The 14,041-nt window shown below is 51.4% G+C and carries 8 protein-coding genes; 7 read left to right on the top strand and 1 reads right to left on the bottom strand.

Annotated elements, in window-relative coordinates:
• Positions 1–10 precede the first annotated feature (10 nt).
• Complete coding sequence (locus KFJ24_RS06820) at positions 11–1,012, top strand: helix-turn-helix transcriptional regulator (RefSeq protein WP_250830313.1); 1,002 nt, start codon at positions 11–13, stop codon at positions 1,010–1,012.
• A gap of 138 nt (positions 1,013–1,150) precedes the next feature.
• Positions 1,151–1,753: an outer membrane beta-barrel protein gene (locus KFJ24_RS06815; RefSeq protein WP_250830312.1), complete on the top strand. Its 603-nt coding sequence runs from the start codon at positions 1,151–1,153 to the stop codon at positions 1,751–1,753.
• Positions 1,754–1,837: 84 nt separating this feature from the next.
• Here KFJ24_RS06815 and KFJ24_RS06810 read toward each other — a convergent pair whose 3' ends face one another.
• A complete protein-coding gene (locus KFJ24_RS06810; RefSeq protein ID WP_250830311.1) occupies positions 1,838–2,182 on the bottom strand; it encodes a hypothetical protein in 345 nt (114 codons plus the stop codon).
• 107 nt (positions 2,183–2,289) lie between these two features.
• On the opposite strand from KFJ24_RS06810, the gene KFJ24_RS06805 reads away from it, so the two are divergent.
• The 5 genes from KFJ24_RS06805 to KFJ24_RS06785 all read left to right on the top strand — a co-directional run bounded on the left by KFJ24_RS06805 (position 2,290) and on the right by KFJ24_RS06785 (position 13,845).
• A complete protein-coding gene (locus KFJ24_RS06805) occupies positions 2,290–2,547 on the top strand; it encodes a hypothetical protein (RefSeq protein WP_250830310.1) in 258 nt (85 codons plus the stop codon).
• Complete coding sequence (locus KFJ24_RS06800; protein ID WP_250830309.1) at positions 2,544–3,191, top strand: hypothetical protein; 648 nt, start codon at positions 2,544–2,546, stop codon at positions 3,189–3,191. The genes KFJ24_RS06805 and KFJ24_RS06800 overlap by 4 nt, the downstream gene beginning before the upstream one ends.
• A gap of 20 nt (positions 3,192–3,211) precedes the next feature.
• The gene (locus KFJ24_RS06795) at positions 3,212–4,138 is read left to right on the top strand and encodes a metallophosphoesterase (protein WP_250830308.1); all 927 of its coding nucleotides are present in this window, start codon (positions 3,212–3,214) and stop codon (positions 4,136–4,138) included.
• Between the two features lie 122 nt (positions 4,139–4,260).
• Entirely contained in the window at positions 4,261–7,578 is a 3,318-nt protein-coding gene (locus KFJ24_RS06790; protein WP_250830307.1) for an STY4851/ECs_5259 family protein, read from the top strand.
• Between the two features lie 12 nt (positions 7,579–7,590).
• Positions 7,591–13,845 carry a DEAD/DEAH box helicase gene (locus KFJ24_RS06785; RefSeq protein WP_250830306.1) on the top strand — a complete coding sequence of 2,085 codons (6,255 nt, stop codon included), beginning with the start codon at positions 7,591–7,593 and terminating at the stop codon, positions 13,843–13,845.
• The last annotated feature ends 196 nt before the right edge of the window (positions 13,846–14,041 follow it).

The following is a 14,041-nucleotide window of genomic DNA, read 5'->3' as shown; positions in this document are numbered from 1 at the left end:
GGAATAGCCAATGTCCAACACCGCCGTCCGCTACCTGACAATGCTCCGGATGGTACCCCGGTACCCGAAAGCCATCACCACAACCGAGTTGGCGAGCCGACTTGATGAGCAGGGTTTCTCAGTGACCATGCGCTCAATCCAGCGGGATCTGGAGAAACTGAGCACGGACTTCCCGCTTCTGGTGGATGAAACCAGCCGGCCTTTTCAGTGGTCCTTCGACCGCGAAGCGACTATGGACATCATCCCGGCTCTGGATCTACCGGCGGCACTGACCTTTGAGCTTGCAAGAGCTTACCTACGGCCAATGCTTCCACCCCGAGCGCTCTCGCACCTGAAACCCCATTTCGATGAGGCCCATCGCACCCTGCTGCGTGAACGTAATCCATTGGGGCAGTGGCCAAATCGGGTGAGGGTTATCAATCGCGGCCTGGGCGGAAAACGGCCTGATATCGATGCGGATGTCCTGGAAACAGTCACCGAAGCTTTGCTACGGGAATTCCGTTGCAAACTTACCTACCAGGCCCGTAACTGGCCAGAACCGGCAGAAATAGTGGTACATCCGTTCGGTTTGATCTTTCGGGATCCGAACGTCTACCTGATTGGAAGTATTGAGGGCAGAGAGGGTGTTCGCCAATTAGTTCTGCACCGGGCGACGGCCGGGGAGTTGGTGGAAGAACCTCTTGAGCGGCCGGATGATTTTGACCTCGACCTTTACATTTCCTCAGGCGCCATGGGAATTCTCCACTCCCGTAAACCGTTGTTCTTGCATCTGCGTTGCGATAAGCCCGTGCTCAACCATCTCATCGAATCGCCGTTAGGTTTCGACCAGGTGACAACCGAGATAGACGAACACACCTTTGAGATAGCGGTGACTGTTGGCGATACACAGGATTTACGCTGGTGGCTTACGGCTCAGGCGGTGCATTGCGATATTGTCGAGCCGATTTGGCTGCGACAAGAGATAGCTGCCACCCTTGAACAGGGACTGGATCGCATGAGGCTAAAAGATTGAGGGCGTTTGTTGTTTCAAAGAAACACTTTTTCTAGAGCCTGCGACCGCTGCTGTCGTTTGCCGCATTTAATCTCAATACACCCTCGGCCGGCCAGTAGAGGCTGGCCGAGCAGTTTTCACTCGAAAAAGGACGTCGAAATGAAATTAAATAAAACCGCACTAATGCTTTCTGTCGCCGCAATTGCCCATGCACCAGCTTATGCGGCTGAGGGAAATCCCGGCTATTTCGGTGTTTCAGCCGGCCAGGCAACAGTGGATGATTTTTGCGATGGAACAGAAGCGTCATGCGACGATAGCGCATTAGCTTTGCGCATTTACGGTGGCACCGAACTCAATAGCTTTGCCAATTTGGAGTTCGGTTACCGCTACATTGATGATGTAGAAGCTTCCGGTGTTATTGACGGCGTTGGAGTGGCGGCTGCCGTAAATGGCCATTTCGTTGATACAACGCTTCAACTTGGCATGCCCGAATCCGGCCCATTCAAAGTGTTTACGAAAGCTGGACTCATGTTGTGGCGCCTGAACTACGAGGTCGCAGCCAGCAACGGATTTCAGACTTTATCTGTGAGCGACGACGACACCGGCGTGGCATTCAGGACCGGTCTTGGCATGAGCTATGAGATTTCCGAAGAGATTCGGCTGCGAGCAGATTGGGACTTGTTGCTGAACGTTGGTGATGAGGACGAACTGGGCGAAACTGATATCAACGTCTTTTCAGTTGGGCCAGAGTTCAGGTTTTAAATCGGTGTCCGGTTGACCTGCTGCTGTTGGTTAAATTGCAGTTTAAAACATACCCGATGGGGCGCGAATTAAGCGTCCCACGATTTATCCGCTCAACCGCTTCTCTGCTTCGGCATAAGCAACCTCCCAACTGGTCCGACAGGCCGCCAACCCATTCGGGCTCAGTGGCGGCACTTCAAGCTTTTTGCGGCGAGCATTTACCCGTTCGGTATACTCCGGGTTCATGGGGTTAACGCCCCTGCGACGGTCTCTTACATCTGCAGTGGAATCCATCATGAAATCATATTCCTCAGGGAATAGCTCAAGGTGGATCTCCTTCGCGAACGCCTGAATCTGCTGCTTTCGGAAAAACTCTCTCAGTTCCTCTGCAGACATATTTTCATAGGCTTCACGAAGCTTCCGAGCCTCTTCTTTCTTCACTTTATTCATGATCATTGCTCCAGTGTTCAAAGCTTGGGAAAAGCATACCGATCTTCTGCGACGCTAAGTGTCGCATTGCTGTCAGATAGTGAGACTGCACCGATAGGAGAGCCAATATGCTACCCAAACCCAGCGCAGAACAGATTTCCAGGGCTCTATTCGAAACGGATCCCACAAATACCTGCTGCAAAGAAAACGATTGCTTCGATGAATACGACAAGGTAGCCGAAGTCGTCGCCCAAAGGCTTGAGGAAGGCAAAAGCCTTAAGCAGGCACTACGAGCAGAAATCTCAGAATGGTTTTTCGATGGGGACCAGTTCGACGCGAATAAGCTTGAGCCCACCCTTCAGCAATTGGGCGAGGAGGAGCAATGATCGAAAACTTCAAAACCGACCTGGTGTTGCGAGTAGCGGCCATGCCCCGGAATGAAATCCTGGAGGCCATGGGCTACCAGAAACCAACCTCCGCAAACCTGGAGCGCCTCCAGAACGTGCTGGATGATCCAGAGTTTGGCCTGAACGACGGCGGATTCGATTTCAAATACAGCAGTGAGGGATTCCTGCGGGCAATGTGCGTGGTCACGGGCATGGATATGGCTGTGGCCGACCAGCGAATCTGCCGGATAAAGAAATACCTGGAAGAAGAGCGAGAGGCGTTCAAGCCTTACCTATGGGTTGATACTGGCTTCAAGCGACAGAGCCAGCCTATCTTTGCCTTGGCTGTCTGTGAACATCAGCGTTACCTGGACTTTCCGAAAGGCTTCTGGCGGCGATCTATCGACCGGCAACTGGGCCGCGCCCAGTGTCGTGTCCGCGAACATGTCTATGAAACCACTGGGGATCTTGGAATCTGGGGACATATCAAGCAGTATTGGTTTTATTACAAAAAGAACGCAGCCTATCTATTGGCCCGAAATGGCGAGGTGATTGGAAAGCATGAAGGGCCTGCACCGAGCCTGGCGAGGGGAATAAGAGAGCTAGATGTCATCTCTCAAACTATTCGTGAAGCCCAGCAGTAACAGCTCAGGGAGCAATTGTGATGTATGACCTGATTGGCGATATTCACGGCCACGCAACTGAACTAAAAGCCCTTCTTACCAAATTGGATTACCGAGAAAAAGACGGGGTGTGGCAGCACTCCGAGCGTAAAGTGATCTTCTTGGGTGACTTCGTCGATCGGGGCCCTGAACAGGTGGAAACGGTCAACATGGCCCGCACCATGGTTGAGAAGGGTAAGGCTTTGGCCGTGATGGGCAATCACGAATTCAATGCCGTAGCTTGGGCAACTGAAGACCCACAGAATCCCGGCAATTATCTCCGTCCTCATATTGAGAAAAATCTGAAGCAGCATAGAGCGTTTCTGGAACAAGTCGGTGACGGAAGCGAACTACACCGAAGTATGATCAAGTGGTTTAAAACCCTGCCAGTTTATTTGGACCTGCCCGACTTCCGAGTAGTGCATGCCTGCTGGCACCCTGCACACATTGCGGCGATCGCGAATTACACAGGCCCAAGCAATAGGCTGCTACAAAAAAGCTGGGTAAAAGCGAGCCAAAAGGGCTCAGAAGCCTATGACGCGATTGAAACGCTGCTCAAGGGCTTGGAGATTCCACTGCCTGGAGATCACCACTTCTTCGATAAGGACGAAAACAAGCGCACCAACATCCGTGCTGAGTGGTGGCGCCGGGGTGAGTTGACCTATCGGGATTTAGCCATGGTACCGGGTAATGTTATACAACAAATTCCGCACGAGCCCGTTGAAGCAGATGTGCTTCCTGGCTATGACGGCGAAAAACCCGTGTTCGTGGGGCATTACTGGATGAGCGGCGAGCCTAAACCTCTAAGTGATCATATTGCTTGCCTGGATTACAGCGTTGCAGGCGATCACGGTGGGAAGTTATGCGCGTATCGGTTTGACGGAGAGCAAAGGCTGTCCGCCAGCAAGTTCGTATGGGTCGATGCGTAACCGCTCGTTAATTTTAGATAAAGGTTGTTTTTGCGAATTTTATTGAGTCGAAAGAGCCGCTAAAGTTATCCGGAGGGAAATAGATTCGAAACGAATAATAATAGATATAAAAGGACTTATTCATGGATGTCGGTAGACGAAGTAAATCCAAAGCTTGGATCAATGAGTTCCTGTTCGTGCGGGGAATGATCGGAGGACCTGATGCGAGTCCTCTTTATCAGTACCACGTTACCGATGAGGAATACTCAGAACTGCCAACCATACTCCGGCAATCCATTCCAGACATCGAGAGCCCTTCCTATTCCAGACAGTGGTCAGCCGTTTTCTGTTTATTTGTCGCTGAAAAATACCGACGAGAGTACGACGGTTCGAACCTAGGCTGGTCTTGGAGTGGCTTCGAGAAGCCGCTCTCTGTTGAACTTCCGAGCCGGCTTCACAGTGAGATCGTCAAAAAAGGGTTGGAATTCTGGAAGCGCCCGATTCGCCTTCGAACCAATGGTTATGATTATTTGGGCTCTCTTTTTGACGAAGGTGGTCTTCCGTGGCGGCTGGTCCAGAGCGAAACGCATGGGTTTGGCAGAGCCGTTAGGGGCGCTGTAAATCAGTATTACCGAGTGAAGCAGGCCGGCGGCGAAGTCGCTTCGGTAATAGAGAACTACGCATATTCCTTCCCTCAAACGTTTCGTACCCCTGAAAAATATCTGCTTATTGCATCAATCGTAGAATGGCTGATGCAGCTGGCTGAATCACACCCTATTTCCTCCGTTGATGAACCAGTAGATTATCTTGACGAGCATGCTCCAGATTGGCGAAAGAAGTCGCCTCTGCCACTGAGTGAACACAATGCTCGGAATCTTATTAATGATTGGCTAAAAGATGCTGGCCGTAGCCGCTCCGAGAAAAAACGGTTAGAAGCGGACGAAAAGAATTACACATGCGAGCACTGGCTGAAGGGTAGTTACGCTAACTGGTCGATTAACACAGAAATTTTCCTCCCAGAAAAGATTGAGATTCAGTTAGAAGGGCACCGAATTCAGAGTACAAGGCTAGAAATTGCTTTCTATGAGGGCGATGTATTGCTGAAGCGATCGGGTATCGCTCATGGCCAGGTCAACGATGATCGCTCTGCGATTTCTGTAAAAATCCAGTCTCGTTCGGTGACGGTTAATCGCACCAATCCGGAGCTGCCTCTTACTATCCAGTTCCTCTCCAATGGTCATCGAATTCACGCGTCTTATTTCGAAGGGAGTGAGGTTGATTATCGTTCATCGCCGATGGTTTTCGTGCATGAAAGCGAACAGCTGAGGCTGCTATCAACCGCTTCCGTAGTGGTGCCTAGCGATAAAGCCATTATTCGGATTCCTCCTGAAATTCATCTCGAGACCGAAATTGCGCACGAGGATCTAGCTCACGAGCAAGAGGGCGCCCAATGGATAAGCGTTTCATCAGATCTGGTGCTTGTTGGTGAGCACACTCGCGTCTTGGTGCGATTTGACCCCAATGCCAGTTTCCAAAAGCCATCTCTTCTTGGCACCGTTTCGCTCTACAGTACTTTGCCGAATCTTGCCTACCGGGGGTGGCCTAGTGTCTCTGGGTTAGATAGTGACGAACATAACGACATTCGCATTCTGGCAAACGGTGCGCCTCTGCTTTTCGACTATCAACAGAATCAGGTAGGCAGCTTCGCTTTGAGCGTGCTTGGAGATTCAGGGGAAACGCTTCTTAGACGAAGAATAGGGGTGATACCGAAAGATTTAAGAGTTGTTTCTGTACCCGCTTCCCGCAATAGCCCGGCCCGCATCATCCTTAAAAGCTCCCGGCGCCTCACGCTTCAGGTTCTCGATAACTCGCTCAAAACCGAGGTTCAGGACTCCGAAGATGGCTACAGTATAACTATGGCGCCACAAGTCGGCCAAGGTGCACCAGAAAAGATCAGTATTGCGTTAACTGATGGTATCAAGCCGTCAGAGCCTGTCGTTCTGAGATTGCCTTACCCGAAAACGGGAGTTCAGCTTTTTGACGAAGAGGGCAATGAGATTAAAAGCGGCTTGATGTCGCTCGACCAGTTGATCGAAACGTCAATGACGTTGACGCCCAGGCCTGATAGTCGAGAACAGTTTTTCGTTTGCCTCGAACTTATATCCCAGGACGTTCCCAACTTCCGAAGGTATTACCCGTTCACGGTTAACAAGCAGCCACAACAAATTAGTCTCTATGCGTTTCAGGAAGATATCCAGCAAATGTTGGGTACGGCTATCAACCAAGATGCTTTTGTCAGAATCCGAATTGAAACCGACCAGATGCTAAAGCAGATCGATGTTGTTCGTTACAACGCTCGCCTCGAAGGCCCAAATTCAATTGGCCGATTAGAGGTCATTGCGGATAGGTCTGCAACATCTGGCAGTTTTTCAGGCGTTTCTGGTATGCGCCTAGATGACCCTCAGGCTGAATCAGTCGCCGTAACTGAGCGCTTTTCCGAAGGTGTCGGAATGGGCGTTTTCGAGATCCCCACGAAAATGATGAAAAACGGCCCTTGGCTACTGTTTACGCCAGCCGAGTCGAAAGTGAAGTTTCGGCCAACGGTTTGGGTCACAGAGGGCCCCGTCGAGACTAACGGAAGTGCGCCGAAAACCTTACACGCAGCAGCGAAACTGTTTCATCCGAGACACAACCCTAATGTTTTTCATGATGTCATTGCGGCGATGGCGGAGGACCTGTCGCACAGCGGTTGGGATTATCTGCGATCGCTAAAAGATCGCTTCAGTTCTCTTCCGCTGTCCGCATTTGAGGCTTGGAAAGCGTTAGCGGCCAATTCAGCTGCAATGGCGGTCGCAGTGTTCCGCCTGGAATTTGATCCAGATTTCTGCCGGCGGATGAGTAATGAGCTTGCGGTAATCTGGGAGACGGTGGCTGTTCACACATGGGTGGATGTTAGAGCGTCGCAAAAGAAGTTTCTGGTCGAAAAGGGTATTCCAGAGGAGTTCGCCGAAAAAGTTGTTCAAGACAGAATTAAAAGCGTCTCTGAATCTATCCCCTGCTTTGCGCATCTTGCTCAGTATCTAAAAGAGCCAGAGCATCTGAATCTGCAGCAAGTCCCCTATGTATTCGCGAAATATTGTTTCGAAGATTTGCGCCGTAATCACGCCGACGATCAGAGATGGCCCGAATGGTTCAAAGTAGAACTGACGAACTGGATACATCAGCAAGACTTCCCCGACGAACTGAAGCGTTTACCGGATGTTGGGTTTTCAAGAGCGGTCGCATATCTACCGATCTTCATGGCCGCTGTTACCGCAGGTAAAGCCCGTTTCGAAGACTTAACGCCTTCATTGCCCGAATTAAAACTGGGTGCGCGAGTTCTCTCAGACTTTGATCGCTACGGTTGGTACGAGCCTACTTATTCGCTCGTGCTGTCGAACCTCTTGCTCCAAACAGAATAACAAGGATTTTTTATGAGCGGTTATTTCAAGGGTCTAATCAACCAGTCACTGGAGCGCAGCCGCGAGTCAACGCTCAGTATTCTCGGCGTCGCGGACCCCGGTCTGCGTGATCATCTTGGCAAACAAATGGGCAATGAGCTTGGGAAAGAGGGATGTTTTCTCGCCCCGCCTGTGTTTGAGCACACATTTGGATGGGAGCCAGGGAATACGACCTTTAAGGCCCTTTCGGGAAATCTTCTTAGTGAAGAGGTGATCAGTGCACTGGCAGAATCTGATGATGAAAACTATCGGTTCGATCGGAATATCAAACCCTATACACATCAGCTCACAGCCTGGCACACGTTGCTCGCTCCTGAGCCCAAGTCTGCCGTCATAACCACTGGCACCGGTTCGGGAAAGACGGAATGCTTCATGATTCCAATTCTTCAGGATCTCGTCAGCGAACATCGCGACAGCGGAAAAGCTTTGGAAGGTGTTCGAGCTTTATTTCTGTACCCCCTCAACGCATTGATCAATTCGCAGCGGGAACGTTTGGACGCATGGACAAAACCGTTTGGTCAAAATGTTCGATTCTGTCTCTACAACGGGAATACCAAAAACTCTCGGACATCAGTTCGCAAAGAGCAAAAAGACCGTCCTAACCAAATTCTCTCTCGCGAAGAGCTCCGCGATCATCCAGCGCCGATACTGATGACCAATGCCACCATGCTTGAATACATGTTGGTGCGTCAGGTGGACGATCCGATCATTCAGAAATCCAAAGAAGCGCAATCTTTGCGCTGGATTGTTTTGGATGAGGCCCACACCTACATCGGCTCTCAGGCCGCTGAACTGTCGCTGCTACTTCGACGCGTCGTTGAAGCTTTCGGAAGCAAAGCATCGGACATTCGGTTCGTAGCAACCTCTGCCACCATCGCCGACGAGAAGGCCGAGGAACGCTTGAGGGAATACCTGGCGGGTTTGGCCGGCGTGCCGACGAGCCAAGTCGTCGTGATCCGCGGTCAACGACAAGTTCCGGAATTGGGATTTGATGGCGATGACAATGGAATGTCCTTTGAGCAGTTACGGAATATTGAGCGCGGGAATGTTGTGTCCGAAAAAAGGTTCGGTGCTTTACGCGGTTCCCGGACGGCGCAATTAATACGCAATACGGTAGTGAAATCTTCAAAGCCAGTCAGCCTGAAGGACCTTAATGAGTCTGTGGCCGGTTTGCTTCAAGAGAAAGACAACGTCGAGAGACAGCAAAAGCTTCTGGAGTGGTTGGACCTCCTTACCGATACCAAACAAGCCGGGAACGGAGAGCCCTTCCTCAAGCTGCGAGCGCATCTATTTCAGCGAATGCTTCACGGGCTTTGGAGCTGTGTGAACCCAGGCTGTGGCGAGAAATCCAGCGACCTTGAAAATTGGCCGTTTGGACAAGTGTACGTTCAGCAACGAGGCAGATGTGACTGCAGCGCTCCGGTATACGAGGTTGGGTTCTGTGACGATTGCAAAACACCGCACCTGACTGCCGAGCATGCACACCCGTATCTTCGTCAGGCCAGCCCTTATGTCGGTGATGAGTTTTCACTTCAGGAGGACGATGCGGGTGACGGAGACGGTGATAGCGCCGGAAGTTCTGCAAAAGGACGGATGGTCATCGCGCCAAAGCCTCATCAAAACTTCATCTCCGAAGATCTAGACCTCGAAACTTCAGAGCTAGGGAATCTAGATGCTGAAAATAGCATTACGATCTCCCAGGCAGAAGAAAACGATTCAGTGTGCGTAAACTGCGGCAACGCTGGAAGAGCGCGTGCGGGCTTCCTAAAGAAGTCTTATCTGGGATCACCATTTTATGTCAGCAATGCAGTGCCAACAGTTTTGGAGTTCTGCCCGGATCCTTCGCCGGATGATTGTGACGGTGCATCTCCTGAATCTCTCCCGGGTCGTGGCAGAAAACTGATCACGTTCACTGACAGCCGCCAGGGTACCGCCCGAATGGCCGTGCGGATGCAGCAGGAGGCCGAACGCTCTCGCCTGAGAGGGCTTGTTTTTCAGATACTCAGGAATAAGCAAGCTGCGGCGGATTCTGGCCCTAAGGATGCTCCCACAGTCAGTTACGAGGAGTTGATAAAACAAGCTGAAAACCTGGAAAAGATGGGCATGAGCGCTGCCGCTGTTGGTGTCAGGAATGAGGCAGAAAAGCTGAAAAACGGGTCAAGTGCCAATCATAGCCTTCAAATTCCTTGGTCCGAACTGGTTGAGGATTTGGCGGCGACAAACGACCTAAAATACTCAATTCTGGACTACAACCGTTACGCCAATCCGCAGTTGTTCAAAGGCAACGAGGGTAGTTATTCAATGGCTAGAGTGCTGTTGCTGCGAGAGTATGCTCGTCGGCCAAAGAACCAAAACAGCACAGAAACTCTTGGCTTGGTCGCCGTTGGCTACAGAGGCCTGGAGCATGTAACCGATGCCCCGACCCATTGGACCGATACACAGGCACCTTCGGCGGACGGAAAAGGCGCTTCCCCCCTGACTCTCCAGGACTGGAAAGACTTCCTCAAGGTAGCCCTGGATTTTTACGTGCGGGAGAACACCTTCCTGCGGTTTGGTGAGACCGAACGAGCATGGATGGGTGCTCGTTTCGCGCCAAAAGAGCTCTTCCCGCCGGGTAGTGATGTAAGTGGTACAAGGACAAAGGCCTGGCCTCAGCTGCAACAAGGCCAGCAGTCGCGTCTTATAAAATTACTCGTAATGGGATCGGGACTGAGTTCGGATCTCGAATCCCACCGAAATAAAATCAACACCTGGCTAAAAGAAGCTTGGCGTGTGCTAGTCAGAACTCAGGTAATACAAACTCAGGGCGAAGGTTACGCTCTGGCGCGCGAAACTCTGACCTTCTCTCTGCCCAAATCAGCCTGGGTATGCCCGGTTACCAATCGAATCATCGATACCACGTTCCGCGGGCTCACGCCTTATTTGCCTAATAAGGCAGAAGCAGAAAATTTTCGATGCCAAAAAATCGAACTGCCTGAATACACCGATCTTGCGCCTGATGGCGAAGCTGAGGGCGTGTTGCGATCAGTCAGAAAGCACATTGCTGAAAACGAGGTTATTGGCTCCCTGAGGGAACAGAACCTTTGGACAGATATTTCCGACCGCACTGCAGAAGGCGGCTTTTATTACCGAACAGCTGAGCATTCGGCGCAGCAGGCGGCGGAACGGCTTCAAAATTACGAAGCTGACTTCAAAAAAGGCAAGATCAACGTACTCAATTGCTCTACCACCATGGAAATGGGTGTTGATATTGGGGGCATCTCAGCGGTTGTCATGAATAACGTGCCGCCTCATCCTGCCAATTACTTACAGCGCGCAGGTCGAGCGGGCCGGCGCAGCGAGCCAAGAGCCATCGCATACACATTGTGTAAAACAGATCCCCACAACACCCGGGCGTTCCAGAATCCTCAGTGGCCCTGGGTCACAGCAATCCCGGCACCAGTGATCACCCTGAGTGCCGCTCCCCTGGTTCAGCGACACGTAAACTCTTTCTTGCTTGCCAACTTTTTAAAAGCTGAGACAGACAGTGACGATGATCGGACCCGATTAAACGTTCACTGGTTCTTTGGTGGCAACCCATCGGTCTGTGAGCGCTTTATAGACTGGCTGGATACGTTGGCAGCAGGGTCGCCAGAACATCCGGTAGTGCAGGGCGCACATCGTATAACAAGGGAAAACACCGCTCTTTCCGCGACATCATTCGCGGTCCTCGCCGCTGACTGCAAAGAGTCGATTCAACAACTTGCTGCGTCTTGGCTCAAAGAATACCAACGCCTGAATCAACGTCACGGCGAAGTGAAAGACGAGGCGTTCAAGAAAGCACTTGAACTCGAGAAAAAACGCCATGAAGAAGAGTATCTCCTTAGGGATCTTGCGGCTCGTGCATTCCTTCCTGGATATGGATTCCCGACGGATGTGGTAAATCTCAACACCTACAATGTCGAAGACTTCATCAACAAGGGCGCAAGTAAGCAAGAAAGATCCCGAGAGGACAACATCTTCACCTACAAGGAGAAACCCTCGCGCGGCTTGCCCGTAGCCATTCGAGAGTACGCCCCTGGCGCACAGGTGGTGATTGACGGCCGTGTCTATCGATCTGCGGGTGTCACCCTGTACTCTTATCACGACAGCGCGCAGGGCGGGGCGCAAAAGTTCGATTGGGCATGGTCCTGCCAGAATTGTGGTGCGCCCGGATATAAAGAATATGCCTACGTGAACAGTAACGAGGTGTTCTGCGGCTCCTGCCAATCGCAAGTCAAACAGAGCAACGTAAAGAAAATCTTGAGGCCTGCGGGCTTCACAACGGACTTTTTCGAATCAACGAGCAACGACGTCACGTCGCAGAAGTACATACCGGTTGAAAAACCTCGAATCAGCGTTGACGACAACGTGATATCGCTTCCGGATCAACGTTGTGGCTTTGTTCGTTTCGGGGACAAGGGGCGTGTTCTTCACCGTTCCGGTGGTGAGAATGGAACCGGCTATGCCGTATGCATGAGCTGTGGGCGTGCAGATTCGATGACGGCCAACTATGAGGTGCCAGGCGAACTTCAGCCGGATAAATTTCACCGCCCAATTGGCGGAAACGCCGGAGGTCACAAAGAAAAGGACTGCTCTGGCGAGCAGGTAATGGACAGCGTCTACCTTGGCTACCAGGCGCAAACCGATGTCCTAGAGCTCGTTCTTAAAAGCCCCATTACCGGAGAGTGGATCCCTGGATCTGCCGAAGGCAAGGTGGTTGCGACCACGTTAGCCGTTGCTTTAAGGGATTCCATTGCCGAGCAGCTTGGCATTGCAACCACCGAGATGGGTTTTGGTGTTCGCCAAGATAAAGATCTTGAGACGGGCATTATACGCCACGTTATCCAAGTTTATGACGATGTTGCCGGCGGCGCGGGCTTTGTGCTGACAGGGCTTGAGAACCTGGCTGAACTTATCGAGGCAATGCTCAAAAAACTCGAATGTCCTGCCAACTGTGACAACGTCTGTTCAGCCTGCCTGGCGAGCAAAGACAGCCGTGTTGAATTTGATGAGTTGGATCGAAAAGCCGCTCTGGAGTGGATAGCAAACAGTGGCCTAAGAAATCACCTGAGTCTTCCCGAACCTTTTGCTTCCTTGCCGGGTGCGGCCTATTGGCCCTACGATCCAGAACGTTTCGTTCGTCATTGGATTAACAAAGGTGCTCAAACGGTCTCTTTGCGACTGAAAGGGGATCCCGATGACTGGGACCTGGGTAACCCAGAGTTTCGGCGGAAACTTATGGGTTGGCGTGCCATTGATGGCTTGCGAGTAAACCTGATCCTGCCGAAGGGCGCCAAGTTCAGCGCGGAGATAAAACAGGAGCTCGCCAATCTCGGCCGGTTTGGCATCGACGTTTCAGAAACAGACGATGAGCATCCGAATCCAGACATTAGAATGCCGCTTCAGTTTGAGTTGGTGAATGACGAACTCGTGACTTTGATAACCAATAGCACGAGTTCACAAAGCCCGGGTGAAAAATGGCTGAGTGGCGATGATCAGGCTCTGTGGGTCTATTCTCACCAGGAACCCGCATTCACGGCGTATACCCTTGATATGTCAGGCTGGTCCGCCCAGCCATCGGGCGCTGCGGTTGTAGAGCTAACAACTGAGCTCAATGGCCCGGTCGGTGACTTAGAAAGAAAGTTCTGGAGCTTGTTGGAACAAAAGGCGCCGGCATACGCCAAGGCCATCGATCAAGACCAGGTCGTCTCGCTTCAATACGAAGATCGATATCTCAAGTCCCCTTGGGCAGTCGTGATGCTCGCAAACATTCTCAAGGCGATGAAATTTGGCAATGAAGCATCGCTGTCGGTTATCACCATGCCAGGTGATGGGCGTCGGGAAAGTCGAATGGCATGGGATGATTGGGCAAACGCTGAAACACAACGAGTTGTATCGGGTGCTTTTCTTCGCGCGACATTGGGTGCCAAACAGGTAGACTTCAAGGTCAATAGCGATAGGCGTGAACTGACGCATCGCCGGGTTCTCAGTGTCGGATTAGCTTCAGGCCGCACCATCAAATTCGCCTTCGATCAGGGGATGGGGTACTGGGGAATGAAATCCTTCCGCTACGACCTCAAATTCTTCGATTTTGAGCAGGGCTTAGAAACTCAAGTAAATAGAATGTTGGAACTTCACGAGGATGGCCGGCTGGTTAATTCTGGGGGATGGGCTACCGATATTGCGATTTATGAAGATAGCCATTAATCAATGGAAGCATGATGTTTTAACTCTGAAAGGAAGTGGAACTGCATGGCTAGACCCGCTAATTCATCATTATTGGCGAGGACTACCAAGGTTTCAGCAGTTTCGTTAATTGCAGATAGCGACCGAGTGTTAATCAGACCCACTCGGGAGATCGCCATAACCGAATTTTTCGTCTGGCCTTGCGCCAAACGAACTA

Origin of the sequence: Marinobacter sediminum (genome assembly GCF_023657445.1) — a bacterium.
Classification (GTDB): Bacteria; Pseudomonadota; Gammaproteobacteria; order Pseudomonadales; family Oleiphilaceae; genus Marinobacter; species Marinobacter sediminum_A.
The sequence above is the reverse complement of the archived record's forward strand: the minus strand, read 5'-3'. Positions and strand labels throughout refer to the sequence as shown.